Annotated in this window: 22 protein-coding genes and 1 pseudogene; 13 read left to right on the forward strand and 10 right to left on the reverse strand. The window is 72.9% G+C overall.

What is annotated here, in order from left to right:
- Positions 1 to 112: 112 nt before the first annotated feature.
- Entirely contained in the window at positions 113 to 1,489 is a 1,377-nt protein-coding gene (gene lysA, locus ACZ56E_RS11970; protein WP_471213476.1) for a diaminopimelate decarboxylase, read from the reverse strand.
- 55 nt (positions 1,490 to 1,544) lie between these two features.
- Complete coding sequence (locus ACZ56E_RS11975; protein WP_471213478.1) at positions 1,545 to 1,955, reverse strand: SAV_915 family protein; 411 nt, start codon at positions 1,953 to 1,955, stop codon at positions 1,545 to 1,547.
- A 350-nt stretch (positions 1,956 to 2,305) separates the two neighbouring features.
- Here ACZ56E_RS11975 and ACZ56E_RS11980 point away from each other — a divergent pair, with 350 nt between their 5' ends.
- The 5 genes from ACZ56E_RS11980 (at position 2,306) to ACZ56E_RS12000 (ending at position 9,401) form a co-directional block, all read left to right on the forward strand.
- Complete coding sequence (locus tag ACZ56E_RS11980) at positions 2,306 to 3,094, forward strand: GNAT family N-acetyltransferase (RefSeq protein WP_471213479.1); 789 nt, start codon at positions 2,306 to 2,308, stop codon at positions 3,092 to 3,094.
- A 150-nt stretch (positions 3,095 to 3,244) separates the two neighbouring features.
- Positions 3,245 to 5,095 carry a methylmalonyl-CoA mutase small subunit gene (mutA, locus tag ACZ56E_RS11985; protein ID WP_471213481.1) on the forward strand — a complete coding sequence of 617 codons (1,851 nt, stop codon included), beginning with the start codon at positions 3,245 to 3,247 and terminating at the stop codon, positions 5,093 to 5,095.
- A complete protein-coding gene (scpA, locus tag ACZ56E_RS11990) occupies positions 5,095 to 7,296 on the forward strand; it encodes a methylmalonyl-CoA mutase (RefSeq protein WP_471213482.1) in 2,202 nt (733 codons plus the stop codon). Before mutA ends, scpA begins: the two co-directional genes overlap by 1 nt.
- Before the next feature lie 18 nt (positions 7,297 to 7,314).
- Positions 7,315 to 8,307 (forward strand): methylmalonyl Co-A mutase-associated GTPase MeaB, encoded by a 993-nt coding sequence (meaB, locus tag ACZ56E_RS11995; protein WP_471213484.1) that lies wholly within the window; start codon positions 7,315 to 7,317, stop codon positions 8,305 to 8,307.
- A 32-nt stretch (positions 8,308 to 8,339) separates the two neighbouring features.
- Positions 8,340 to 9,401 (forward strand): enoyl-CoA hydratase/isomerase family protein, encoded by a 1,062-nt coding sequence (locus ACZ56E_RS12000; RefSeq protein ID WP_471213486.1) that lies wholly within the window; start codon positions 8,340 to 8,342, stop codon positions 9,399 to 9,401.
- A 22-nt stretch (positions 9,402 to 9,423) separates the two neighbouring features.
- On the opposite strand, the gene ACZ56E_RS12005 is transcribed toward ACZ56E_RS12000, so the two are convergent.
- The 3 genes from ACZ56E_RS12005 to ACZ56E_RS12015 are packed head-to-tail and all read right to left on the reverse strand — an operon-like array spanning position 9,424 to position 11,625.
- Positions 9,424 to 9,888, reverse strand: a complete 465-nt coding sequence (locus tag ACZ56E_RS12005) for a hypothetical protein (RefSeq protein WP_471213487.1) — start codon at positions 9,886 to 9,888, stop codon at positions 9,424 to 9,426.
- Positions 9,889 to 9,937: 49 nt separating this feature from the next.
- Entirely contained in the window at positions 9,938 to 10,684 is a 747-nt protein-coding gene (locus ACZ56E_RS12010) for an ABC transporter permease (protein ID WP_471213488.1), read from the reverse strand.
- Between the two features lie 2 nt (positions 10,685 to 10,686).
- Positions 10,687 to 11,625: an ABC transporter ATP-binding protein gene (locus tag ACZ56E_RS12015; protein ID WP_471213490.1), complete on the reverse strand. Its 939-nt coding sequence runs from the start codon at positions 11,623 to 11,625 to the stop codon at positions 10,687 to 10,689.
- A 108-nt stretch (positions 11,626 to 11,733) separates the two neighbouring features.
- Between ACZ56E_RS12015 and ACZ56E_RS12020 the strand changes: the two genes are divergently transcribed.
- From ACZ56E_RS12020 to ACZ56E_RS12030, 3 genes are all read left to right on the forward strand, one after another.
- Positions 11,734 to 12,945, forward strand: a complete 1,212-nt coding sequence (locus ACZ56E_RS12020) for a sensor histidine kinase (RefSeq protein ID WP_471213492.1) — start codon at positions 11,734 to 11,736, stop codon at positions 12,943 to 12,945.
- A 14-nt stretch (positions 12,946 to 12,959) separates the two neighbouring features.
- Positions 12,960 to 13,622, forward strand: coding sequence for a response regulator transcription factor (locus ACZ56E_RS12025; protein ID WP_468610781.1), 663 nt, complete (start codon positions 12,960 to 12,962; stop codon positions 13,620 to 13,622).
- 105 nt (positions 13,623 to 13,727) lie between these two features.
- The gene (locus ACZ56E_RS12030) at positions 13,728 to 14,885 is read left to right on the forward strand and encodes an ROK family transcriptional regulator (RefSeq protein WP_471213494.1); all 1,158 of its coding nucleotides are present in this window, start codon (positions 13,728 to 13,730) and stop codon (positions 14,883 to 14,885) included.
- 39 nt (positions 14,886 to 14,924) lie between these two features.
- Here ACZ56E_RS12030 and ACZ56E_RS12035 read toward each other — a convergent pair whose 3' ends face one another.
- Both ACZ56E_RS12035 and ACZ56E_RS12040 read right to left on the reverse strand, forming a co-directional pair.
- The gene (locus tag ACZ56E_RS12035) at positions 14,925 to 15,686 is read right to left on the reverse strand and encodes a GntR family transcriptional regulator (protein ID WP_468610777.1); all 762 of its coding nucleotides are present in this window, start codon (positions 15,684 to 15,686) and stop codon (positions 14,925 to 14,927) included.
- 308 nt (positions 15,687 to 15,994) lie between these two features.
- Complete coding sequence (locus tag ACZ56E_RS12040) at positions 15,995 to 16,885, reverse strand: RNA polymerase sigma-70 factor (protein WP_471213495.1); 891 nt, start codon at positions 16,883 to 16,885, stop codon at positions 15,995 to 15,997.
- A gap of 187 nt (positions 16,886 to 17,072) precedes the next feature.
- Between ACZ56E_RS12040 and ACZ56E_RS12045 the strand changes: the two genes are divergently transcribed.
- A complete protein-coding gene (locus ACZ56E_RS12045; protein ID WP_471213496.1) occupies positions 17,073 to 17,906 on the forward strand; it encodes an alpha/beta fold hydrolase in 834 nt (277 codons plus the stop codon).
- Positions 17,907 to 17,993: 87 nt separating this feature from the next.
- Here the strand turns inward: ACZ56E_RS12045 and ACZ56E_RS12050 are convergent.
- Positions 17,994 to 18,782: pseudogene (locus ACZ56E_RS12050) on the reverse strand (EamA family transporter); the annotation flags it as partial.
- A 173-nt stretch (positions 18,783 to 18,955) separates the two neighbouring features.
- On the opposite strand from ACZ56E_RS12050, the gene pdxR reads away from it, so the two are divergent.
- The gene (pdxR, locus tag ACZ56E_RS12055) at positions 18,956 to 20,509 is read left to right on the forward strand and encodes a MocR-like pyridoxine biosynthesis transcription factor PdxR (protein ID WP_471214081.1); all 1,554 of its coding nucleotides are present in this window, start codon (positions 18,956 to 18,958) and stop codon (positions 20,507 to 20,509) included.
- Here pdxR and ACZ56E_RS12060 read toward each other — a convergent pair.
- A complete protein-coding gene (locus tag ACZ56E_RS12060; protein WP_471213498.1) occupies positions 20,467 to 20,877 on the reverse strand; it encodes a VOC family protein in 411 nt (136 codons plus the stop codon). The genes pdxR and ACZ56E_RS12060 overlap by 43 nt on opposite strands.
- Before the next feature lie 301 nt (positions 20,878 to 21,178).
- Here ACZ56E_RS12060 and ACZ56E_RS12065 point away from each other — a divergent pair, with 301 nt between their 5' ends.
- Both ACZ56E_RS12065 and ACZ56E_RS12070 read left to right on the forward strand, forming a co-directional pair.
- Positions 21,179 to 22,759 carry an alkaline phosphatase D family protein gene (locus tag ACZ56E_RS12065; protein ID WP_471213500.1) on the forward strand — a complete coding sequence of 527 codons (1,581 nt, stop codon included), beginning with the start codon at positions 21,179 to 21,181 and terminating at the stop codon, positions 22,757 to 22,759.
- A 127-nt stretch (positions 22,760 to 22,886) separates the two neighbouring features.
- Positions 22,887 to 24,326, forward strand: coding sequence for a GNAT family N-acetyltransferase (locus tag ACZ56E_RS12070; RefSeq protein ID WP_471213501.1), 1,440 nt, complete (start codon positions 22,887 to 22,889; stop codon positions 24,324 to 24,326).
- Here ACZ56E_RS12070 and ACZ56E_RS12075 read toward each other — a convergent pair.
- Positions 24,286 to 25,602, reverse strand: coding sequence for a trans-sulfuration enzyme family protein (locus ACZ56E_RS12075; protein ID WP_471213503.1), 1,317 nt, complete (start codon positions 25,600 to 25,602; stop codon positions 24,286 to 24,288). The genes ACZ56E_RS12070 and ACZ56E_RS12075 overlap by 41 nt on opposite strands.
- A gap of 60 nt (positions 25,603 to 25,662) precedes the next feature.
- Here ACZ56E_RS12075 and ACZ56E_RS12080 point away from each other — a divergent pair, with 60 nt between their 5' ends.
- Positions 25,663 to 26,166 carry an Lrp/AsnC family transcriptional regulator gene (locus ACZ56E_RS12080; protein ID WP_468610763.1) on the forward strand — a complete coding sequence of 168 codons (504 nt, stop codon included), beginning with the start codon at positions 25,663 to 25,665 and terminating at the stop codon, positions 26,164 to 26,166.
- Positions 26,167 to 26,171: the final 5 nt, after the last annotated feature.

The following is a 26,171-nucleotide window of genomic DNA, read 5'->3' on the forward strand; positions in this document are numbered from 1 at the left end:
GGCCATACTCGGCCGGAAAAAGTGGGCTGTGCGGCGCCCGCCGGGGGGAGCGGGCGCCGCGTCGACCGTGGGGGGCGTGGGCCGACCGCCGAGGGCACGGGCGGCGGCAGGGCTACAGGCCCACGTCGCGGCTGCGGAAGTCCTCCAGGGATTCGCGGCGGACCAGCAGCCGCGCGTGGCCGTCGGTCACCGCGACCACGGGCGGGCGGCCCACCATGTTGTAGCCGGAGGCCATCGACAGGTGGTACGCCCCGGCGACGGGCACGGCGAGCAGGTCGCCCGGGCGCACGTCGCCGGGCAGCGGGACGTCCGAGGCGAGGATGTCACCCGCCTCGCAGTGCCGTCCGACGACCGTCGCCGGGGCGGCCTCCGCCGAAGAGCGCCGCCCGACCAGCCGGGGCACATAGCGCACTCCGTAGAGCGCGGGTCTCGGGTTGTCGCTCATCCCGCCGTCCACGGCGACGAAGGTCTTCCCGCCGGTGCGCTTCACGGCGAGGACCCGGTACAGCGCGACGCCGGCGGGGCCGGCGATGGCGCGCCCCGGTTCCACGATCAGGCGCGGCACCGGCAGGCCCGCCGCCGCGCAGCTCGCGGTCAGCTCGGCCCGCACCTTGCGGGCGAGCGCGGTGATGTCGAGCGCCTCCTCGCCGGGGCGGTACGCGATGCCGTGCCCGCCGCCGAGGTCCAGCTCGGGGAGGGTGACACCGTGCTGGTCCTCGATCCGGGCCAGCAGCCCGACCATGCGGCGCACCGCGGCGATGAAGGGCTTCTCCGTGGTGATCTGGGAGCCCAGGTGGCAGTGCAGGCCCACGAGCTCCAGCGTCGGCTGGCCGAGGATGCGGGCCACCGCGTGCTGGGCGGAGCCGTCCGCGAGGGACAGGCCGAACTTCTGGTCGTCGGTGCCCGTACGGATCTTGGCGTGGCCGCCGGCCGCGATGCCCGGCACCACCCGCACCAACACCTTCTGCCGGCTGCCCGGCGGGACGGCCGCGGCCAGGCGGGCGATCTCCGACGCGCTGTCGATGACGATTCTTCCCACGCCGAGCCGGAGGGCGGCCCGCAGGTCGTGCGGGCTCTTCGCGTTGCCGTGCAGGACGATGCGGTCCGCGGGGAAGCCCGTGGTGACGGCGAGCTCCAGCTCGCCGGCCGAGCAGACGTCGAGGCCCAGGCCCTCCTCGTCCATCCAGTGCGCCATGGCGCGGCACAGGAACGCCTTCGCGGCGTAGAGGACTTCGGCGTCGGGGAAGGCCTGCCGGTACGTACGGCAGCGGGTGCGCACGTCGTCCTCGTCGATGAGGTACGTGGGGGTGCCGAAACGCTCGGCTATGTCGGTGAGGGGCACGCCGCCGACGGCGAGGTCGCCGTGGGCGAGCCGTGTGGTGGAGGTGGGCCAGACGGACAGTTCTGCGGAGGCCGGGGCCGGTACTGGTGTGCTTTCCGGTGCCGGGGCCGGTGTTGCCGGGAGCGGGGATTCGCGGAGTGTGGTCATGACAGCTTCTCTCGTCGTCTCGCGTGTCGTCGGCTCGCGTGTCGTCGTCTCGTCGTCAGTCGTTCCGTGCCGCGGTCAGAGCGCCCACGAGGGCGGCGCCCGCACCCGTGTCCCGTGGTGCCTCACCGCCCCTCCGCGGGGCCGGACCCCGGCCGACGACGATCGACTGCGGCAGACCGACGGGGTGCGCGGCGAGGCGCGGATCGACGGTGACTTCGCTGACGCCGAGCGGCTCGGCGAGGGCCCGCAGCGCCGGTTCCGAGAGCCTGATCCAGGCCTGCCGGTGTCCGAGTGCGGTGCTCAGGCGGTGCGGAGTCGTGAAGGCGACGGCGGTGCGCCCGCCGACGGATGTGCGGAACAGGCGGGCCACGCAGCCCGCGGGTCCCGGCCGGACGGGGACGAACAGCGGCCCGGCCGGGCCCGGTTCACAGGGCTCGGGGTCCTCGCCGCACGGAAGCTCGGCCATGGGTACCTCCAGTGGAGACAGAGACAGCAGGAAAGCTGAGAAGCGCCGCAGGCCCGTTCGGTGCTCTGCGGCACACGACGACGTTATGCCCGTTAGCGGGTGGCAACCGAGCGGTCATGACGCGACGTTGACGTATCCGCGTCCACCCCTGACGCGATGCTGGCGTCCGGCCCGTGCCGTTGATCAGGGCAGCATCAAAGCGGCGGGACGCTCTTGCGGTCCGTAGGCGCGGACCAGTTGGATGACCCACGGAGCGGGAACCGGGCGCCGGGACGCCCGGCCCCCGGCCGTGGCCCGGCCGCCGCCCGGCGCACCGTTTCACTCGAAGGTTTCACTCCGGAGGAGCCCCGATGATCCAGCTTCCGCCGCACCACCTGCCCGCCGTGCCCCGCTGGTTCGCTCCCGGGGCGCCCGGGGCCGCCGCCCTGCCCGAGCACGTCGCGGCCACCGGCGTCGGCAGCTGGTGGGCCGACCGCGCCCTGGACCCGCGGGCCGTGGCGGTCTCGTGCGCCGGGCATGTGCTGCTGAGCGGTGATCCCGGCAGTGTCGCGCCCGACCTGCTGGCGCCGTTCGCGCACAGCCATGTCGAGGCTCCGGTCCGTTTCCTGCCGGTCCTCGGCAGCGCCTTCGACCGCGTCGTACCGGACGAACGCATGGTGTACATCCACCGCGAGCCGGTGGAGCCGCCCCGTCCGCCGCGGGGTGTGACCGTCCGCCGTCTGACACCCGCGGACGCGCCCGCGCTCGCCGCCCTGTCGACCGACTCGTCCTGGATACACGACAGTTGGGGCGGGCCCGAGGGACTCGCGGCCTCCGGGCACGCCTGGGCCGCGGTCGACCGCGACGGCCGGGTCGCCGCCGTGGCCTGCGGCTACTTCACCGGAAAGGCGTACGAGGACGTCGCCGTGCTCACCACGCCCGAGCGCCGCCGTGAGCGCCTCGCCCTCGCCTGTGTCACGGCCCTGTGCGCGGACATCACCGCGCGCGGCCGCACCGCGAGCTGGTCCTGCGGGCGCGAGAACCGCCCGAGCCGCCTGCTGGCCTGGACGGCGGGCTTCCGGCTGGAGCGCGAGTACGTGCAGTACGTCACCGGAAAGCACGTGGCACCACCCCGGCACGCCACGGACGTGCCCGCCTGAGCTGCCCGCCCGATGTGAGCGCCTGACGTGAGCGCCTGACGCGCCAAGCAATAGCCGCCCGCTCGTTCGAGATCAAGAGCGATCAGGAGAGGGCAAGGTCACAGGGTTCAGTGGCACCGCGTGCCATGGGTTGCGCCCTAGCATCGGGGCATGACGGTCCTGCCTGACGACGGGCTTTCCCTGGCCGCCGAGTTCCCTGATGCGACCCATGAGCAGTGGCACCGCCTTGTGGAAGGCGTGCTGCGCAAGTCGGGTAAGGACGTATCGGGGACGGCCGCAGAGGAAGCGCTGTCCACCACCCTCGAGGACGGGCTCACCACCCGCCCCCTGTACACCGCGCGCGACGCCGCGCCCGATGCCGGTTTCCCCGGCTTCGCCCCTTTCGTCAGGGGTTCCGTTCCCGAGGGCAGCACCCCGGGCGGCTGGGACGTCCGGCAGCGGTACGCGAGCGCCGATCCCGCGCGCACCAATGAAGCCGTCCTCACCGACCTGGAGAACGGCGTCACCTCGCTCTGGCTGACGCTGGGCTCCGCCGGTCTTCCGGTCACCGGCCTGGAGCGTGCGCTCGACGGCGTCTACCTCGACCTGGTGCCCGTCGCGCTCGACGCGGGCAGCGAGTCCGTGACCGCCGCGCGCGAGTTGCTGCGCCTGTACGAGGCCGCGGGGGTCGCGGACGACGCGGTGCGCGGCACGCTCGGCGCCGACCCGCTCGGGCACGAGGCCCGCACCGGGGAGAAGTCCACCTCGTTCGGGGCGGTCGTCGAACTGGCCCGGCAGTGCGGGGAGCGCCACCCCGGCCTGCGCGCGCTGACCGTGGACGCGCTGCCGTACCACGAGGCGGGCGCCTCCGCCGCGCAGGAGCTCGGCGCCTCGCTCGCCACCGGTGTCGAGTATCTGCGGGCCCTGTACGACAGGGGCATCGGCGTCGAGAAGGCCTTCGCACAGCTGGAGTTCAGGTTCGCGGCCACCGCCGACCAGTTCCTCACCATCGCCAAGCTGCGCGCCGCGCGCCGCCTCTGGGCGCGTGTCGCCGAGGTGTCCGGGGTGCCGGCCGCCGGGGCGCAGCGGCAGCACGCGGTGACCTCGCCGGTGATGATGACCCGCCGCGACCCGTGGGTGAACATGCTGCGGACCACCGTGGCCTGCCTGGGCGCGGGTGTGGGCGGTGCCGACGCCGTCACGGTCCTGCCGTTCGACCACGAGCTCGGGCTGCCGGACGCGTTCGCGCGCCGCATCGCCCGCAACACGTCGACGATCCTCCTCGAGGAGTCGCACCTCGCGCGTGTCATCGACCCGGCGGGCGGCTCCTGGTACGTGGAGCGGCTCACCGACGAACTCGCCCACGCGGCCTGGGACTTCTTCAAGGAGATCGAGCGCGCGGACGGTCAGATCGCGGCGCTCCGCTCCGGCCTGGTCGGCGAGCGGATCGCCGCGACCTGGGCCGAGCGCAGCAAGAAGCTGGCCCGGCGCCGCGAACCGATCACGGGCGTCAGCGAGTTCCCGCTGCTCACGGAGCGACCGGTCGAGCGTGAGCCCGCGCCCGCCGCCCCGTCCGGCGGTCTGCCCCGGGTGCGCCGCGACGAGGCGTACGAGGAGCTGCGGGGCCGCTCGGACGCGCATCTCGAAGCGACCGGCGCCCGCCCGAAGGTGTTCATCGCCGCGCTGGGGCCGGCCGCCGCGCACACGGCGCGCGCGACGTTCGCCGCCAACCTGTTCATGGCGGGCGGCGTCGAGCCGGTGCACGACCCGGTGTCGGTGGACGCGGAGACGGCCGCCGAGGCGTTCGCGGCGAGCGGCGCCACGGTCGCGTGCCTCTGCTCCAGCGACTCGCTCTACGCCGAGCAGGCGGAAGCGGTCGCGCGGGCCCTGAAGTCGGCGGGCGCGCTGCGGGTGTTCCTCGCGGGGCGCGGGGAGTTCGCCGACGTCGACGAGCATGTCTTCGCGGGCTGCGACGCGGTCGCGGTGCTCACCTCCACCCTCGACCGCATGGGAGTGGCGTAATGCGGATCCCCGAATTCGACGACATCGAACTGGGCTCGGGCGTCGGTCCGTCCGGCTCGGCGGAGCAGTGGCGCGCCGCCGTGAAGGAGTCCGTCGGCAAGTCCGAGTCCGACCTCCTGTGGGAGACGCCCGAGGGCATCGCGGTCAAGCCGCTGTACACGGGCGCCGACGTGGAGGGCCTCGACTTCCTGGCGACGTACCCGGGCGTGGCGCCGTATCTGCGCGGCCCCTACCCGACGATGTACGTGAACCAGCCGTGGACGATCCGGCAGTACGCGGGATTCTCCACCGCCGAGGAGTCCAACGCCTTCTACCGCCGCAACCTCGCGGCAGGACAGAAGGGGCTCTCGGTCGCCTTCGACCTGCCCACGCACCGCGGGTACGACAGCGACCATCCGCGCGTCACCGGTGACGTCGGCATGGCGGGTGTGGCCATCGACTCCATCTACGACATGCGTCAGCTCTTCGACGGCATTCCGCTGGACAAGATGACGGTGTCGATGACGATGAACGGTGCCGTGCTGCCCGTTCTCGCGCTGTACATCGTGGCGGCCGAGGAGCAGGGCGTACCGCCGGAGAAGCTGGCGGGGACCATCCAGAACGACATCCTCAAGGAGTTCATGGTCCGCAACACCTACATCTATCCGCCGAAGCCCTCGATGCGGATCATCTCCGACATCTTCGCGTACACGTCGCAGAAGATGCCGCGCTACAACTCCATCTCGATCTCCGGCTATCACATCCAGGAGGCGGGTGCGACGGCCGATCTGGAGCTGGCGTACACGCTCGCCGACGGTGTGGAGTATCTGCGGGCCGGGCAGGAGGCGGGCCTGGACGTGGACGCGTTCGCGCCGCGGCTCTCCTTCTTCTGGGCGATCGGCATGAACTTCTTCATGGAGGTCGCCAAGCTCCGCGCGGCGCGCCTGCTCTGGGCGAAGCTCGTGAAGCAGTTCGACCCGAAGAACGCCAAGTCTCTTTCGCTGCGCACCCATTCGCAGACGTCGGGTTGGTCGCTCACCGCGCAGGACGTGTTCAACAACGTCACGCGCACGTGCGTCGAGGCGATGGCGGCGACGCAGGGCCACACGCAGTCCCTGCACACGAACGCCCTGGACGAGGCGCTCGCCCTGCCGACCGACTTCTCCGCGCGGATCGCCCGCAACACCCAGCTCCTGATCCAGCAGGAGTCGGGGACGACGCGGACGATCGACCCGTGGGGCGGCAGCGCGTACGTGGAGAAGCTGACGTACGACCTGGCGCGCCGTGCCTGGCAGCACATCGAGGAGGTCGAGGCGGCGGGCGGCATGGCGCAGGCCATCGACGCGGGCATCCCGAAGCTGCGCGTCGAGGAGGCCGCCGCGCGCACCCAGGCGCGCATCGACTCGGGGCGTCAGCCGGTCATCGGCGTCAACAAGTACCGGGTGGAGACCGACGAGCAGATCGACGTCCTGAAGGTCGACAACTCCTCGGTGCGCAGCCAGCAGATCGCGAAGCTGAAGCGGCTGCGCGAGGAGCGCGACGAGGCGGCCTGCCAGGACGCGCTGCGCACGCTCACCGCGGCGGCCGAGCGCGGTCCCGGCCAGGGTCTCGAGGGCAATCTGCTCGCGCTCGCGGTCGACGCGGCCCGGGCGAAGGCCACGGTCGGTGAGATCTCCGACGCACTGGAGAGCGTGTACGGGCGGCACGCGGGCCAGATCCGTACGATCTCCGGTGTGTACCGCACCGAAGCAGGCCACTCCCCGTCCGTCGAGCGGACGCGTGCCCTGGTGGACGCGTTCGACGAGTCCGAGGGGCGCAGGCCCCGCATCCTCGTCGCGAAGATGGGCCAGGACGGCCACGACCGCGGCCAGAAGGTCATCGCGAGCGCCTTCGCCGACCTGGGCTTCGACGTCGACGTCGGCCCGCTGTTCCAGACGCCGGCGGAGGTCGCGCGGCAGGCCGTCGAGGCGGACGTGCACATCGTCGGCGTCTCCTCGCTGGCCGCGGGTCACCTCACTCTCGTACCGGCGCTGCGCGAGGAGCTGGCCGCCGAGGGCCGCGACGACATCATGATCGTCGTGGGCGGCGTCATCCCGCCGCAGGACGTCGAGGCCCTGCACGAGGCGGGCGCGACAGCGGTGTTCCCGCCCGGCACGGTGATCCCTGACGCGGCGCACGACCTGGTGAAGCGTCTGGCGGCCGATCTCGGCCACGAACTGTGAGCCGGTGAGAGCCACTCCATGCCTGTGACGATCGACATCGATGCGTATGTGAAGGGCGTCCTCGACGGGAAGCGCGCGTATGTGGCGCGTGCCATCACCCTCGTCGAGTCGACCCGGCCCCAGCACCGCGCCTTGGCGCAGGAGTTGCTGACGGAGCTGCTTCCGCACAGCGGGCGGGCGCGGCGGGTCGGCATCAGCGGGGTGCCGGGCGTGGGCAAGTCCACGTTCATCGACGCGCTCGGCGTGCTGCTCACGTCGCTCGGCCACCGGGTCGCGGTGCTCGCCGTGGACCCGTCGTCCACCCGCACGGGCGGCTCCATCCTGGGTGACAAGACCAGGATGGAGCGGCTCTCGCTGGATCCCGCCGCTTTCGTACGTCCCTCTCCCTCCGCCGGGACGCTCGGCGGGGTCGCCAAGGCGACGCGGGAGTCGATCGTGGTGATGGAGGCGGCGGGGTACGACGTGGTGCTCGTGGAGACCGTGGGCGTCGGCCAGTCGGAGACGGCGGTCGCGAACATGGTCGACACGTTCCTGCTGCTGACCCTCGCCCGCACGGGCGACCAGCTGCAGGGCATCAAGAAGGGTGTGCTGGAGCTCGCGGACGTCATCGCGGTGAACAAGGCGGACGGGCCGCACGAGCGCGACGCGCGCTCGGCCGCGCGGGAACTCGCCGGCGCCCTCCGTCTCATGCACCCCGCCGACGCGGCCTGGACCCCGCCGGTCCTGACGTGCAGTGCCCGTGAGGCGAGCGGTCTGGACACGCTCTGGGAACGCATCGAGCAGCACCGCGGACTCCTCGACTCGACCGGCCGCCTCGCCGCCAAGCGCCGCGACCAGCAGGTCGACTGGACGTGGTCGATGGTGCGGGACGAGTTGCTCGGCAGGCTGCGCGGCGACGCGGAGGTGCAGCGGGTGGCCCCGGAGCTGGAACAGCGCGTCCGCGAGGGTACGTTGACGGCCACGTCGGCCGCCGAGCGGATCCTCGACGCGTTCCGGGCCGACCGCCCCTGACCCCGCCCCACCCGAACGGAGCCACCCGCCCCATGCACGCCACGCCCGACGCACCCGCCGACTCCCCCGTGCTGCTCCGCCGCGAGGGACGCGCCGGACACCTCGTCCTGAACCGGCCCCGGGCCATCAACGCCCTGAACCACGCCATGGTGCGGATCATGGCGGACGCCCTCGACGCCTGGGAGCGGGACGCGTCGGTGGCGACGGTGGTCCTCACCGGCGCCGGGGAGCGCGGGCTGTGCGCGGGCGGCGACATCCGCTCCATCCACGACGACGTCCGCGCGGGCCGTGCGACCGCGTCCGCGGCGTTCTGGCGCGACGAGTATCTGCTCAACGCCCGGATCGCCCGCTTCCCGAAGCCGTACGTGGCCGTCATGGACGGCATCGTGATGGGCGGCGGCGTCGGCGTGTCGGCGCACGGGAGCGTGCGGGTGGTCACCGAGCGGTCGCGGGTCGCGATGCCGGAGACCGGCATCGGCTTCGTGCCCGACGTGGGTGGTACGTACCTCCTCACGCGCACGCCCGGTGAGCTCGGCACCCACCTGGCCCTCACCGGCACGGCGGTGGGCGCGGGCGACGCGCTGCTGTGCGGGCTCGCCGACCACTTCGTACCGTCGGAACGGCTGCCGGAGTTCACCGCGGCGCTCGCCGGGGCGGAGGCGGCCGATGTCGTACGGCAGCACGCGGCCGAGCCCGCCGCCGGTGAACTGGCCGGGCACCGCGAGTGGATCGACCACTGCTACGCGGCGGACTCCGTGGAGGAGATCATCGACCGGTTGCACGCCTGCGGTGACCGGCACGCGAAGGAGGCGGCCGAGACGATCCTGGCCAAGTCGCCGACCTCCTTGAAGGTCACCCTGGCCGCGCTGCGCCGGGCTCGTGAACTGCCGTCCCTGGAGGCCGTCCTCGAGCAGGAGTACCGCGTCTCCTGTGCCGCGCTGGGCTCGCCCGACCTGCCCGAGGGCATCCGGGCGCAGGTCGTCGACAAGGACCGCAGGCCGCGCTGGTCGCCGGCGGAGCTGGGGCAGGTGACGGAGGCGGACGTCGCCCGGTACTTCGAGCGGACGGGCAGGGACGCGCTGGGCCTCCTCTGACGAGAGCTCGGCGCTTTCGCCGTCACGGCGGGTCCGTCTCCGTGACCACGGCGAGGAGCTGGAAGGGCAGCTCCTTGTCCCACTGCGCGATGCCGAGGGCTATCCAGCGGCCGTCCACCTGCCACAGGTGCAGATCCGGCACGCAGGAGCTCAAGTGGGCCCACGGCTCCGGTATCTCCTCCGTCTCCTCGTCCGCGTCGCCGAAGTCCACCGCCACGGTGCGCTCGAAGAGGCTCGCCAGGCTGAACTTCTGCGGCGGTCCCCAGCGGTCGGCGAGGAGGACGGTCAGCGCGTCACGCTCGGCCTCGTACTGCTCCTCGGTGGCCTCTCGGAGGGTGCCGTCGTCCTCCCAGAAGGTCTCGCTCGTCAGTAACTCCGCGATATGGAACCCCGGTCCCCCGGAACCGCTCGGCGACCTGCCGGGTTCGGCGGGGAAGTCCCGGGAGCGCAGCAGGTCGAGCGTGGCGAGATGCTGTGCGGTACTCATGGCATCCAGACTCATGCCACCCAGTAAAGCGGGCGCCACTGACAATCAGTCACGCGTCGCGGCGCCGTACCGCCCACCAGCCGGCGAGGAGCGCGACGGCCGCCCAGGCGGCGCACACCGCGAGCCCGGCCGCCGGACCGAGGCCGTCTGTCGGATTCTCGTGCAGCACCTGCTGCCCCGCCTTGTCGGGCAGGTATCCCGCGGCGCCGCTCGCCACGTCGCCGACCACGAAGGAGACGATCAGGGTGAAGGGGATGAGGATGCTCAGGACGGCGACTCCGCTGCGCAGCACGGCTGTCAGGCCGGCCGCGAGGAGTGCCATCAGCGCCAGATAGACACCGCCTCCGACGCAGGCCCGCACGGCGCCCGGGTGGCCGAGCCCGATCGCGTGGTCCCCCATGAAGGCCTGGCTGGTCAGGAAGGCACCGAAGGCGGTGGCGACTCCGGCGACCAGGGCGAGGCCGCCGACGACCGCCATCTTGGCCCCGTAGAAGAGTCCGCGGCGCGGCACGGCGGCGAGCGAGATCCGCAGGGCGCCGCTCGTGTACTCGGCTGACACGGCGGTGGCGCCGAAGCTGATGGCGGCGATCTGGCCGAAGTTGAGGGCGTAGAAGGCGTCGAAGAGCGGTTCGGCGTCCGCGTTGTCCGCCTCGGCCTGGCCGACCGACGCGAAGGCCAGGGCGGTGATGGCGACGGTGACCGCGAACACGGCGATCAGTGAACCCCAGTTGGACCGCAGGGTCCTGATCTTGATCCACTCGGCGTGGGCCACGGGCAGCACGGCGGTGTTCGACATGGTCAGGCCTCCTGGCGGGACGTGGCGGCGGTGGCCGTCTTGAACTCGGTCTCGTCGGCTGTCAGGGCGAGGTACGCCTGCTCCAAGGAGGCTTGTTCGTCGGCGAGTTCGAGGATCTGGACCCCGGCGCCCGCGGCGATGGCGCCGATCTCCTCGGCCCTGGCCCCGTCGACGGTCCACCGGCCGTCCACGGCCTCGCCGAGGGTGTAGCCGTTCTTCTCCGACAGGATGCCGCGGAGCCGGTCGGGGTCCGTCGTGCGCACGCGGACCCGCGGCCGGCTGTGCGCCGCGATGAACTCGGCCATGGGGTCGTCCGCGAGGAGCCTGCCGCGGCCGAGGACCACGAGGTGGTCGGCAAAGGTCGCGGTCTCATTCATGAGGTGGCTGGAGACGAGGACGGTGCGGCCCTCCCGGGCCAGGCGCCGCAGCAACTCGCGGATCCAGATGATGCCTTCGGGGTCGAGGCCGTTGGAGGGCTCGTCCAGCAGCACGACCTCGGGATCGCCCAGGAGCGCGGCCGCGATGCCGAGGCGCTGCCGCATGCCCAGCGAGAACGTCTTGATCCTCTTGTCCGCGACGGACCCGAGCCCCGCCTCGTCGAGCGCCTCGTCGACGCGGCGCGCAGGGAGGCGGTTGCTCACCGCGAGGGCGCGGAGGTGGTTGCGGGCGGTGCGCGACCCGTGGGGCGCCTGGGCGTCGAGGAGCGCCCCGACGTGGCGCAGCGGGTCGGTGAGCGCGGTGTAGGGGCGGCCGCCCACCGTGGCCGTGCCCGAGGTGGGGCGGTCCAGGCCGAGGACGAGGCGCATGGTGGTGGACTTGCCCGCGCCGTTGGGGCCGAGGAATCCGGTGACACGGCCGGGGCGGACGCTGAACGTGAGGGTGTCCACGGCGCGGGTCGTGCCGTACTCCTTGGTGAGGTCTTGGACGTCGATGCTGGTCATGGACTCAGCCTGGCGGCCGGGGCCCCTAGGGGTCTTCCCCCGCCCGGGGAGGTCGTCTCCCCCGCACGGGGGAGCCGGGCGGCCCGTGTCACCTGGCACGATGGCGCAATGCCCGGCTTGCTGAGACCTCTGACGCGTGCGGTCACCTATACGCGGTGGCTGCACCTCCTCATCGGTTCGGGGGTCGCCTGGGTCTGCGGCGCGATCTACCCGGGGCTCTCCAGCCCGTCACGCACCGCCTGGCTGCTCGTGGTGCTCGATCCCATCCCCCTGCTGCTCATCGCGGCCATGGTGCCCGCCATGCGGCGTGCGGAGGGCCTGCAGGCCTGGATGATGCTGTTCCCCGGCCCGCACGCGACGCGGGGCGACAGGGAGGATCCGGGCGTCTCGGTGGCTCCTTCGGCCTCGTGGCGCGACCGGGGCAGGACCGCGGCCTGGCTCGTGCTCCGGCTGGAGGCCGGCTGCGCCATGGTCCTGATGACGGGACAGCTCCTCGGGATGGTCTTCGCGTCGCTCGGCGCGAACGACGAGCCGCCGGACACCGACGGGCTGCTCCTGCCGGTCGTGCGCGGGTGGGCGGCGCTGCCGCTGGGCGTTCTCCTGGTCCTGGCCGAGTTCGCGATGATCGTCGCGATGGGCCGCCTGATGGCCCGGGCCGCCCGCCGCCTCCTCGGCCCCTCCCCCGCCGAGCGCCTCGCCGTCCTGGAGGAGCGGACCGAGCAACTCCTCGAACGCAACCGCATCGCGCGGGAACTGCACGACTCCATCGGTCACGCGCTGACCGTCGCCGTCGTCCAGGCGGGCGCCGCCAGGGCCGCGGGCGACCCGGAGTTCACCGACCGCGCCCTGGAGGCCGTGGAGGAGACAGGCCGGGCCGCCCTGGAGGACCTGGAGCGGGTGCTGCGCGTGCTGCGGGAGGACGAGCGGCCCGCGAGCGCCCGGCCGACGCTCGCCGACGCCGAGCGCCTGCTGGACTCCGCCCGCGCCTCGGGGGCGAAAGTCGACGTCGAGGTGACGGGCCCGGTGGAGCGGGTGCCGGGGCCGGTGTCGCGCGAGGGTTACCGCATGCTCCAGGAGGCGTTGACGAACGTCCTGCGCCACTCGGGTCCGGTGCCGGTGCGCCTGCGCATAGCCGTCGACGACGCCCGCCTCGTCATGAACGTACGCAACGCGCTCCCGCCGGAGTCGTCCGCTGTCACCGGACGCGGCGGCAGCGGACTTCGCGGCATCAGGGAGCGGGCCACCCTGCTGGGCGGGCGTGCCACGACAGGACCGCACGAGCATGAATGGCAGGTGCACGTCGAGCTGCCCCTGAAATGATCTACGCTGGCCGGATGCCGGTCACAGTGCTCCTCGTCGACGACGAACCTCTCGTACGCGCGGGCCTGCGGGCCGTCCTCGAGGCGCAGCCCGACATCCGGGTGGTCGGCGAGGCGGCGGACGGCGCGGCGGTCATCCCCCTCGTCCGTGAACTGCGCCCCGACGTGGTCGCCATGGACGTCCGCATGCCGCTGCTCGACGGCATCGAGGCCACGCGCGCGGTGCTGCGCACGGTGCAGGACCCGCCGAAGATCCTGGTGGTGACGACCTTCGAGAACGACGAGTACGTGTACGAGGCGCTGCGCGCGGGCGCCGACGGGTTCCTGCTGAAGCGGGCCAGGCCGGCGGAGATCGTGCACGCGGTGCGGCTGGTCGCGGAGGGCGAGTCGCTGCTGTTCCCGCAGGCCGTCCGGCAGCTGGCCGGCGCGTACGGCGGGGAGCGCGGCAATCCGCAGGCGCGGGCCGCGCTGGAGAAGGCGGCGCTGACGGAGCGCGAGGCGGAGGTGCTGCGGCTGATGGCGCGCGGTCTGTCGAACGCGGAGATGGCCGCCCGTCTGGTCGTCGGCACGGAGACGGTCAAGTCGCACGTCAGCGCCGTGCTCGCGAAGCTGGGCGCGCGGGACCGGACGCAGGCGGTCATCGCCGCGTACGAATCCGGTTTCGTCTCCCCGGGGTGACGGGATGAGGAAGCCGCACGGTCCACGGACGGGCCCGGCACTCGCCGTCGAACCGTCGTGCGAGTACGATCCGGCCATCATGCGCACGAGCTGGGAGGACGGACGTTGGGGCGGCTGACCGGCGGGGACCCCTCTCTGTTGCGGCGGATCAACTCCGCGGTGGTGCTGCACGCGCTGCGCGCCGCGGACTTGGCGACGCTCACGGAGATCACCCGCGTGACCGGGCTCTCCCGGCCCACCGTCGAGGGGGTCGTCGAGGGGCTCATAGAGGCCGGGCTCGTGGTGGAGTCCGCGGCCGAGGAGGTCGGTGCCCGGCGCCAGGGACGGCCCGCGCGGAAGTTCCGGTTCCGTGCGGAGGCGGGTCATCTGCTCGGTCTGGAGATCGGCCCGCACCGGGTGGCCGCGGCCCTCTCCGATCTGGACGGCAAGATTCTCGGCACGGCGTCGAAGGGCGTCTCCGAAGAGGCCTCCGCGGACGACCGGCTGGAACGGCTGCGGACCGCGGTCGCCGATCTGCTGCGCCGGGCCGGGATCGCCCGCAGTTCGCTGCGCGCCGTCGGGGTGGGCAGCCCCGGGATCCTGGACGCGGACGGCACGGTGCGGCTGAGCACGGCGCTGCCCGAGTGGACGGGGCTCCAGCTGGGCGAGCGGCTGCGCCGGTCGTTCAAGTGCCCGGTCCTGGTGGAGAACGACGCCAACGCCGCGGCCGTGGCCGAGCACTGGAAGGGCGCGGCGACCGACACCGACGACGTGGTGTTCGTCCTGGCCGGGCTCAGTCCGGGTGCGGGGTCGCTGATCGGCGGGCGGCTCCACCGGGGGTACGGCGGTGCGGCGGGTGAGATCGGCGCGCTGCACCTGCTGGGCCGGGAGGTCACTCCGGAGACTCTGCTCTCCACCACGGGCGAGCCGCTGCACCCCTTGGACGAGCAGGCCGTCGCCGAGGTCTTCGCCCACGCGCGCGAGGGGGACGAGCGGGCGCAGGCGGCCGTCGAGCGCTTCATCCAGCGGCTCGTGCACGACGTGGCGGCGCTGGTGCTCGCCCTCGATCCCGAGTTGGTCGTGGTGGGCGGCTGGGCGGCGGGCCTGGACGGTGTTCTGGAGCCGCTGCACCGGGAGCTTGCGCGCTACTGCCTGCGGCCGCCGCGGGTCGCGCTGTCCCTGCTCGGCGAGGCGGCGGTGTCGACCGGCGCGCTGCGGCTGGCGCTCGACCACGTCGAGGAGCAGCTCTTCGCCGTCGAGGGGACCGTCACCGCGCGGCGGTGAGGATCCCCTCGACGGCGGCCGACGGCCCGCGGCCGGACGTCAGGAAGCGTCGCGCTCCGACTCGTGGTGTATCTCCACGCCGCCGGTGTCTCCGAAGGTGAGCCTGCAGGTGTCGGCGCGGTACGTGGCCACGGACACCGCCGCCGTACGTCCTTCGGCGAAGAAGCGGGTCGTCACGACGAGCACCGGCGCCCCGGGAAGCCGGTCGAGCGCCTTGGCGTCGTCGGCGCGGGCGGAGCCGAGCTCGACGGCCCGGTCCTGGCCTTCGAGGCCGAGCCTGGCCAGGTCGCGCAGGACCACACGCGCGCGTGCCGCGCCGGACGGGGCGTCCATGCCGGTCAGTTCGGCGACCGATGACGTGGGCACGTACAGCAGCTCGGCGGCCACCGGCTGGCCGTTCGATACGCGGGTGCGGCGCACCACGTGCACCTGCTCGTCCGCGGGGAGCCCCAGCATGCGGGCCACCTCCGCGGGCGGGGCCGCCGGGGCGCAGTCGGCGGGCTGCCAGGCGTCGCCGACCGCGCCCGGCCAGGCGCCCTGCGCGGATCCGACGGCCACGCCCATCCGCGGCGGGGCGACCGTCGTGCCCACTCCGCGGCGGCGCTGCAGCCTGCCTTCCAGTTCCAGCTGTTCCAGTGCCTGCCGGAGCGTGGCGCGGGCGACACCGAACCGGGCCGCGAGATCGCGCTCGTTCGGCAGGATCTCCCCCACGGCGAATTCGGAGTCGAGCGCCTCACTGAGCACCGTCTTCAGGTGCCAGTACTTCGGCTCCGGCGCCGTTTCGAGCTGCGTGGTCCCCACCCTGTCCTCCGCAATCGCCGTCGTCCGGCGGCGTTTTAGCGCCCTTGTTTATTAAAGGTTCCTGCACTATCTCTGCGACCATAGGCCTGCACCCACCCTTGGTCAAGACCAATCCTCGATCCGTTACAGCCTGCACAGGGGTGATGCCACAGAGCATTCATGCGGAGTTCGCACGGGGCCAAGCAGGCGTAATCGGCCACGCGCGCGTGAACGGCGGGCAAAGAGCGCGCGGTAAAGCCCCCGCCCATCCCGGACGGGGGCTCTGTACTGCGCGAACGCGCCCCTGAGGGCGATCCGGGTCCCGAGATCTACGGAACGAGCGCCGTGAGCTTGTCCGGATTACGGACGATGTAGACGTCCTGGATGCGACCGTCGACGACATCCAACTGGAAGACGCTGTCGGGCTTGCCGTCGATGAGGACGAACAGGGACTCGGCGCCGTTCACCTCGATGAAGCGGAATTCCAGCTCGGTCGCCTCCCTGCGCACCCTGGCCGCGGTGTGGTGCAGGAACCTGCCCACCTTGCCGGCGGTCTCCAGGACCCGCAGCGGAGCCTTCGTCTTGCCGCCGCTGTCGCCGACCAGCCGGACGTCCGGCGCGAGGAGGGACATCAGCCCGTCCAGGTCGCCCTCGGACGCCGCGGCGAGGAACCGTTCGGTCAGGTCGCGGCGCTCGGCGGGGTCCACCTTGTAGCGGGGGCGGCCCGCGTCGACGTGCTTGCGGGCCCGCCCGGCGAGTTGGCGCACGGAGGCCTCGCTGCGGTCGAGTGTCGCCGCGATCTCGGCGTACGGGAATCCGAAGGCCTCGCGGAGCACGAACACGGCCCGCTCCAGCGGCGACAGGGACTCCAGGACCACGAGGACGGCAAGGGAGACCGACTCGGCGAGGACGGCCCGCTCCGCGGTGTCGGGGACCGTCGGCCCGAACTCGGTGACGCAGGGCTCGGGGAGCCAGGGCCCCACGTACGCTTCGCGCCGGGACTGCAGGTGGCGCAGGCGGTCGATGGCGAGCCGGGTGGTGACGCGCACCAAGAAGGCGCGTGGTTCGCGCACTTGGCCGTGGTCGGTCGCCGACCAGCGCAGCCACGCCTCCTGGACGACGTCCTCCGCGTCGACCACCCGGCCGAGCATGCGGTAGGCGACGCCCATCAGGACTGGTCGGTGCTCTTCGAAGACGTCGGTCATGCTGTCGGTAGCCACCCTCCCATCCCAGCTCACGGGAGCGCGCCTGTCCAGGCACGGCCTTCTCGAGCCGGAGCCTCTCGCCACGGGAACGAATCGGAGCCTCCGGCCTCTTGTAACCGGCGCCTACCGAGCGGTAATTGTTGCTGACAACGTGTCTAACGCACTCAGGGGCCGTCGCCCGGCGGCGGGAACAGGAGCAGTCATGGCCACAGAGGTCTCCTTCGGCGTCGCGTCGCCCGACGGCCCGCACACGGCGACGATCTCCTACGAACGCGCGGGCGCGGGTGAGCCGTTGCTGCTGCTCCACGGCATCGGCCACCACCGGCAGGCGTGGGACCCGGTGTTCGAGATCCTGGCCGCCGAGTACGACGTGATCGCGGTGGACCTGCCGGGGTTCGGGCGGTCGCCCGTCCTCCCGGACGGTCTTGCGTACGGGCTCGCCACGATGGTCCCCGCGCTCGGTGCGCTGTGCGAAGCGCTGGAGGTGGAGCGTCCGCACGTGGCGGGCAACTCCCTGGGCGGGCTGCTCGCCCTCGAAATGGCCCGCGAGAAGCTGGTCCGCTCCGTCACCGCCCTCTCCCCCGGCGGCTTCTGGTCGCCCGCCGAGCGCCGGTACGCGTTCGCCACGCTCCTCGCCATGCGGCGGGGCGCGCGCCTGCTGCCGGTGCCCGCGATAGAGCGTCTTTCGCGCAGCGCGGCCGGGCGCACGGCGCTCACGAGCACCATCTACGCCCGCCCCTGGAGCCGTTCACCGGAGGCGGTCCTCGCCGAGACGCTCGCGCTGCGCGAGGCCGCGGGGTTCGCGGCGACACTGAAGGCCGGGCGCGACGTCCTCCTCCAGAACGATGTGACGGGCCTGCCGATCACCATCGCCTGGGGCACGCGGGACCGGCTGCTCCTGCGTCGGCAAGGGGTCCGCGCCAAGCGCGCCATCCCCGCCGCGCGGCTGGTCCGGCTCCCCGGCTGCGGACACGTCCCGATGCACGACGACCCGGCCCTGGTCGCCCGCGTCATCCTCGACACCTGCCGCCGCTGACCGACGCCGACCGACCACTCCGGAGCCCAGGGCCACCCCGGCGCCGACGAGCACGCTGCCGACGGCCTGGGGCGCCCCGTACGCGCCGGTGCCGACCAGCGGGGCGGTGCAGGCCGCCGCGACGGGGATGAGGCCGGAGAAGAGCGTGGCCCGCTCGGCGCCGATGCGCTGAACCCCCGAGTACCAGAGCACGAATCCGACGACGGTCACGACGACCGCCTGCCACAACAGGGCCGCGCCTTCGGTGCGGTCCGGCCACCGCACGAAGCCGCCGCCGTCGACGACGAGCCCCAGCACAGCCGATTCGACGGCGGCGACGGCACACACCGTCGCCGCAAGGAGCCGGGGCCCGAGCGGCCGCAGCACGGGGACGGCGAGCACCGCGAAACCGACCTCTCCCAGGAGCGCCCCCACCGAGAACAGGAGACCTGCCGCATCCGTGCGGCCCCAGCCCTGCACGGTGAGCGCCCCGGCGGCCACGAGCAGCGCACCGTGCAGGACCACCCGCTGGGGCGTGCGCCCTTCCATGAGCGGCACCAGGAGGGCGACGACCACGGGGGCGCATCCTACGAAGACACCCGGTACGGCAGGTTCCGCCGACCGTTCCGCAGCGAGGATCGCCAGGTTGAAGCCGACCATTCCCACGGCCGCGAGCAGCGCGAGACGCCCCCACTGGGGACGCGGCAGCCGGCGCAGCGCCGCGGTGCCGCCCCTGCCGAGCCACGGCAGCAGGAGCAGACAGGCCAGGCCGTAACGCAGGAACTGGCCGCCCGTGTACGGGTAGTCGCCCAGCAGGCTGTTGGCGGTGAAGGAGCCGCCGACGAGGAGACAGGCGAGGGCCGCGAGGAGCGCCCCGCGTGAGGAGTTCGCGTTCATGCCCCGACGCTAGGAAGTGGGGCGGTCCCCTTTAAGGTCCACTTCTGTGGCCGCTTAGGGGTCCACTTCTCAGCGGACCTCTCATCAGAGGACCACTTTCGCGACCGCCCCCGTGGACCACCTTCCCCTGTGGACCACCTTCATAGACAGCTCTTCCGGAGAGGTGCATCGCTCTGACGCCGAAGACCCCCGAGACAGCACAGAGTGCCGACGACGACCGCGCAGGGTGGAGCGCCGCCTGGGAGCTGCTGCTGCCCGCCGCGTCCGCCCCCGCGCGCAGCCGTGGCCGCAGCCTGGCGTCGGCCCTGCGCGAGGCCGTCAGGTCGGGGCGGCTCACGGCGGGGACCCGGCTGCCGTCCAGCCGCGAGCTCGCCGCCGACCTGGGCGTCTCCCGCGGCCTGATCACGGAGACGTACGAGCAGTTGACGGCGGAGGGCTATCTGCGCAGCGGGCGCGGGGCGGGGACATGGGTGGGCGACGCGGCGCGGGCCGCCGTGCCCGCAGTCCGTGACCTTGCGCCCCGGGACGGCCACGCGCGCGTGGACTTCCTGCCCGGTGTCCCGGACCTGTCCCTGTTCCCCCGCTCCGCCTGGTCCGCCGCCCACCGCCAGGTGCTCGCCGAACTGCCGCACCAGATGCTGGGCTACCCGGATCCGCGCGGCCTGCCGAGACTGCGCAGGGTCCTCGCGGACCTCCTGGTGCGGCGCCGTGGCGCGGTCGCGGACCCGGAGCGCGTCATCGTCTGCTCCGGAGTGGCCCAGGCCATGACGCTGCTGGCGCTGGCGCTCCGCGCGCGGGGGCACACGGCGATCGGGGTCGAGGACCCGGGCAGCCCCGAGCACGCCACGCTGCTCGCCGCGGCGGGCATCACGCCGGTGGGCATACCTGTGGACGACGAGGGCGCGGATCCCGGGGCGCTGCGGGAGCGAGGCGTACGCGCGGTCGTCACCACACCCGCCCACCAGTTCCCCTCGGGCATCGGCTACTCGGCCCGGCGCCGCACCGAACTCCTGGAGTGGGCCCGGTCCGTCGACGGGCTGATCGTCGAGGACGACTACGACGGGGACTTCCGTTACGACCGCGCCCCGGTGGGCGCCCTGCAGGGACTCGACCCCGAGCATGTCGCCTACACCGGGTCGGTCAGCAAATCGCTCGCTCCGGGGCTGCGGCTCGGCTGGCTGCTGGTGCCGGACGGGCTCGCCGCCGATGTCGTCGAGCGCAAGCGGGTGATGGACCTGGGCAATCCGGCGCTCGACCAGGAGCTGCTCGCCCGGTTCGTCGAACGGGGCGACTACGACCGGCAGTTGCGTCGTTGCCAGCGCGCCTACCGGGAGCGCCGGGACACCCTGGTGGCCGCCCTGCACGAGCACTTCCCCGGCGCGCGGGTCACCGGCATCTCCGCCGGTCTGCATGTCATCGCCCGGCTGCCGGGCCACTGGGGGCCGCAGGACGCGTTCCTGGCGCGGGCGGCGGCAGCCGGCATCGCGGTCCGGCCACTGAGCGACTACACCATGCCGACCGCCCCCGCCGACGGTCCCCGCGAAGGCACCGCCATCGATGGCGCCCCCGGAGACACCGCCGCCGACGGGGTTCACCTGGTCCTCGGCTACGCGCACCTCTCCCCGGCCCGGATCGCCGACGGCGTCCGCCTGCTGGCGGAGGCGGTGCAGAACGCCGAGGGAGCTCAGGAGTTGGACCACGCGCGCGTGCAGAGCACCAAGCGGTAGCCGTCCGGGTCCTCGACGGTGACGCCCCACTCGTTCCAGTAGGGGTTGGGGGACAGGACCCGCTTTCCGCCCTGCTCCTCGAGGCTCGCCACCAGCTCGTCGGGCACCTCCCCGTCGACGTACACGACGAGCAGGTCCTCCTCGGTGGGGCTCGGCCGGACGGGAGCGGCCGCCTCGTGGACGAGTTCGAGGTGCCAGGAAGCGTCGGGCCACCCCACCATGAGCAGGTCGTGCTCGCCGGGGGCGTCGCCGCCCTCCGCCCGGTACAGCACGCTCAGCCCGAGCCCGTCGACCCAGAAGTGTTCGGCGGCCGCGAGGTCGCGGGTCGGGCGGGCGACGCGGATGTGGCTCTGACCGTTGACCGGCACGGGACTCCCCCTTCGCTACGGCACGCCCGGTGACGTGCTCTCGTGCCGAGCGTAGGCAGTTGTGGATCTTGCGGCCATCGGTCGTACGTCCCCGGCCGTGCGTCCCCACCGCGTACGACCGGAGCCCTAGGCCGACGCCCGCACGGCCCCGGTTCGGGCCGGCTCCGGTTCGTGCCGGCTCCGCGCGGCGGTTCCCCTCCGCCCGTGGGGAGTTGTTCACTTGTGCTTCGCGTGGACGCTGTGGCGCGGTACCGGCCGGGCTCCCGCACACTGGTCGCACCCGTCAACTGGAGGCGCATTCATGTCGCAACGTCAGCCGAGCCCGTCCCCCCGCCGCCGCAGCGTGCTGCGCGGTTCGCTCGCCGTACCGGCGGCGCTCGCCGTGCCCGCGCTGGCCGGGGCGGCCCCCTCGCTCGCGCTCTCGGGACGCCCGAAGGCCGCGTGGGGCGTGCAGGCCGGAGACGTGAGCGCGCACTCGGGACTCGTGTGGGTCCGCTCCGACCGTCCGGCGCGGATGATCGTGGAGACGTCGGCCACCGAGTCGTTCCGCAACCCGCGCCGGTGGCACGGCCCGCTGCTCGGCCCGGACACGGACTTCACGGGGACGACGCAGCTGCGCGGCCTGCCCGCGGGCGAACAGATCCACTACCGGGTGCTCCTCACCGACCCCGACGACCCCCGGCGTGCGGGCAAGCCCGTCGAAGGCACGTTCCGCACGGCGCCCAGGAGCCGCAAGGAGGACGTGCGCTTCCTGTGGTCGGGCGACATCGCGGGCCAGGGCTGGGGCATCAACCCCGACCGGGGCGGCTTCCGCGTCTTCGAGGAGATGCGCGGGCGGAACCCGGACTTCTTCCTGTGCAGCGGCGACAACATCTACGCCGACAACCCCATCCCGCCGAGCCTCACACTGCCCGACGGCACCGTGTGGCGGAACATCACGACGGAGGAGAAGTCCAAGGTCGCCGAGTCCCTGGCGGAGTTCCGCGGCGCCTTCCGCTACAACCTGCTCGACGAGAACGTCAGACGGTTCAACGCCCAGGTGCCGTCCATCATCCAGTGGGACGACCACGAAGTGCGCAACAACTGGTACCCGGGGCAGATCCTCGACGACCCCCGGTACACGGAGAAGAGCGTCGACGTCCTCGCGGGCCGCTCCCTGCGGGCCTTCAGCGAGTACTTCCCCCTGTCCACCCTGCCGCCGGGCGACGAGGACGGCCGGGTGTACCGGGTGCAGCGGCACGGCCCGCTCCTGGATGTGTTCGTGCTGGACATGCGCACCTACCGCAACGCCAACTCGCCGGGCAGACAGCCCGACGAGGCCACCGGAATCCTCGGCGCCCGCCAGCTGGCCTGGCTCAAGCGTGAGCTGTCCCGCTCCCGTGCCGTGTGGAAGGTCATCGCCTCCGACATGCCGCTGGGCATCGTCGTGCCCGACGGCAGGACGAACTTCGAGGCCGTGGCGCAGGGCGACCCCGGCGCGCCGCTGGGCCGCGAGCTCCAGATCGCCGACCTGCTGCGGCACATCAAGCACCGGAGGATCACGGGCACGCTGTGGCTGACCGCCGACGTGCACTACACCTCCGCGCAGCACTACGACCCGTCGCGTGCGGCGTTCAAGGACTTCGCGCCGTTCTGGGAGTTCGTGTCCGGGCCGCTCGCCGCGGGCGGTTTCCCCGCGACTCAGCTCGACGCGACCTTCGGTCCCGAGCAGAAGTTCCTCAAGGCTCCGAGCCGGGCCAACACCTCGCCGGCCGAGACCCCGCAGTACTTCGGCGAGGTCGACATCGACGGCGGAAGCGGCGAGTTGACCGTGCGGCTGCGGCAGGAGGGCGGCGGCGTGCTGTTCAGCCAGGTCCTGCGGCCCGGGCGGGTGGGGCAGTAGCCTCCGTGCCGGACTGACGTCGGCCGAATCGCCGCCAAAAGGGGCAGATGACCTCTTTACCCATCAGTCACAGAGCGTTCGTGATCACGAAACACCGGTCCAGCACAGTAAACGTATGAGAGCTGACATGTCTGACGTGACACGGACCAAGCATGGCCGCCCCGTCCATCACTGGCGGCGCGACGTGGTGGAGCTGGCGGCCCTGTTCACCGCCGTCGCGGTGGCCGACGCCGTGGCGAACATGGTGGGGCACAGCCCCGACGGGCCCGCCCTGCTGCTCGTGTCGGCCGTGGTGCTGCTCGCCACGGCCGGCTTCCACGTCTGGTGGGCGCGACGCCACAACCACGCGCCGCCGCCGGCGCACGATACCGTCGCCCGGCCGCCCGCGGACGCGGAGCAGGCCGGGCACACCATGAACGCCACCTCGGGCGCACCCGTGGAGCCGGCCCAGCCGGGCGACACCACCCTGTGGCGCATGCGTACGACGGTGCGGGACGAGCCGGGCTCGCTGGCCGCGCTGTGCGTGACCCTCGCCGAGCGCCGCATCGACATCCTCAGCCTGCAGGCCCACCCGCTGGCCGAGGGCACCGTCGACGAGTTCCTGCTGCGTGCGCCCGCCGAGCTGTCCGGCGCCGACATCACGCGGTCGATCGCCGGGGCGGGCGGCGCGGGCACCTGGATCGAGCGCGCCGACGCCCACGATCTGGTGGACGCGCCCACCCGCATCCTCGGTCTCGCCACCCGCACCGCGCTCGACGCGGCCGAACTCCCCCTGGCGCTGCGCCATCTCCTGGGCCGCTGCACCATCCGCTCGCTGCCCGCCGCGTCGCGGCCGAAGCCCCGTCAGGACGAGGTCACGCCGCCGGACGGAACCCCGGTCGACGGCGTACTCGAAGGGACCGTCCTGCGTCTGAACGGTCCCGACGGCGAGGTCATCACCGTCGAGCGCCCCTATCTGCCGTTCACGCCCACGGAGTTCGCCCGCGCCCGGGCCCTCGTGGAGCTCGACACGCGGCTCGGCCCGCGCATCCCCCGGAGCCAGGACGTCCTGACCCTACCGGAGGGCAACTCCATCACCGTCCAGCGGGCCGACACGTCGGACGTCGAGGCCGCCAAGGCCATGCACGAGCGCTGCTCGCGGCGCACCCTCGACATGCGCTACCACGGCCCGGTGCACGACGCCGACCGCTATCTGAACCACCTCCTCAGCCCCCGCTTCGGCCGCACGCTCGCGGTGCGGACCGCGTCCGGGCGGATCGTCGGCATCGGCCACCTCCTCTGGGACGGCGACGAGACCGAGGTGGCGCTGCTCGTCGAGGACGACTGGCAGCGCCGGGGCATCGGCAGCCAGCTGCTCGGCCGCCTGGTGACGATGGCGGTCGAGGCGGGCTGCGAGAGCGTGTACGCGGTGACGCGGGCGTCCAACACGGGCATGGTGGCGGCGATGCGGGGGCTCGGCCTGCCGCTCGACTACCAGATCGAGGAGGGCACGCTGGTGATCACGGCCCGTCTCGACACCACGCCGGTCAGCTCGCGGCTGCCGTACGACCACGCGCGGCGCCCCTGAGGCCATCGGAACCCGTGCCGGTGGCCACCGGCGCGGGGATGGTGACGGGGACGGGGCCGAGGGCCCGGTCGAGGTCGCGCCACAGGTCCTCGGCGTCCTCCAGGCCGCACGACATCCGCAGCAGCCGGTCGCTCACGCCGGCCGAGCGCCGGTCGGCGGCGTCCACCACGCGGTGGCTGATGGACGCCGGGTGCTGGATGAGCGAGTCGACGCTGCCGAGGCTGACCGCAGGGGTGATCAGCCGTACGCCGGCGATCACCGCGTGCGGGTCGCCGCGTACTTCGAAGGCGACCATGGCACCGCCGAGGCGCGGATAGTGGACGCGGTCCACGCGCGGGTCGGCGGCGAGGCGGCGCGCCAGTTCCGCCGCGTTCGCGGAGGCGGCCCGCACCCGGACCGGGAGCGTGGACAGGCCGCGCAACAGCAGGTAACCGGCGAGGGGATGCAGCACCCCGCCCGTGGCGAACCGCACCTGGCGCAGCCCGCGCGCGAGCTCCTCGTCGCAGGCGACCACGCCCCCGAGGACGTCGCCGTGCCCGCCCAAATACTTCGTGGCGCTGTGCAGCACGAGCCGGGCGCCGCTCTCGGCGGGCCGCTGGAGCACCGGCGTGGCGAAGGTGTTGTCGGCGAGCAGCGGCACCGTGCCGCACGCGCGGGCGACCTCGGCCAGGTCGAGTTCGGCGAGGGTGGGGTTGGCGGGCGACTCGACCATCACCAGGCCGGTGTCGGGCCGGATGGCGTCGGCGATGCCCTCCGGGTCCACCCAGGTCACCTCGGTGCCGACCAGGCCCGCGGTCAGCAGGTGATCGCTGCACCCGTACAGGGGCCGGACGGCCACGACGTGGCGCAGCCGCGCGGATCCTCGTACGAGGAGCACCGCGGTCAGGGCCGCCATGCCGCTCGCGAACGCGACCGCGCTCTCGGTGCCTTCGAGCCGGGCGAGGGCGGTCTCGAAGCGGGCGACGGTGGGGTTGCCGAGCCGGGCGTAGACCGGCGGTCCTTCGTCGACGGCACCTTCGGCGGCGAAGGCGTCGATGCGGGCGGCCTCCGCCCGGCTGTCGCGGGAGGGGTAGGTCGTGGAGAGGTCGATCGGCGGGGCGTGCAATCCCATGTCGGCCAGATCGTCGCGCCCCGCGTGCACGGCCTCGGTGGCCAGCGCACGCGGCGGTGACGTCCGGTCGGCGGACGGCTTGTTCCGCGCTGTCCCGGTGTTCGCCGCTGTTCTGGTGTTCGCTGCTGTTCTGGTGTTCGCTGCTGTCCCGGTGTTCGCTTCCATGCGGCACAGGCTGAACAACGACCGGGCCTCGCGGCCCATGTCCCGTGCTACGTTCGGCCGATGGCCGATTCCGTCGCACTGGACCCGGTGGACCTCCACATCCTGCGTCTGCTGCAGAACGACGCCCGGACCACCTACCGTGACCTCGCCGCGCAGGTCGGTGTCGCGCCGTCCACGTGTCTCGACCGGGTGACGCGGCTGCGGCGGTCGGGGGTGATTCTCGGACATCAGCTGCGGCTCGACCCGGCGAAGCTCGGCCGTGGGGTCGAGGCGCTCCTCTCCGTGCAGGTGCGGCCGCACCGCCGGGATCTCGTGGGCCCCTTCGTGGAGCGTGTGCGGGCGCTGCCCGAGTCCCTGTCGCTGTTCCACCTCACGGGCCCCGAGGACTTTCTGGTGCACGTGGCGGTGGCCGGTCCCGCCGATCTGCAGCGGCTCGTCCTCGACGAGTTCACCGCACGGCCCGAAGTCGCGCGCGTGGAGACCCGGTTGATCTTCCAGCAGTGGTCGTGCGGTCCGCTCCTGCCACCCGACGCCCCGCAGGATCCGCCGGGCGAATCATGGTGACGCGC

Source organism: Streptomyces sp. NPDC039480 (assembly GCF_055597165.1).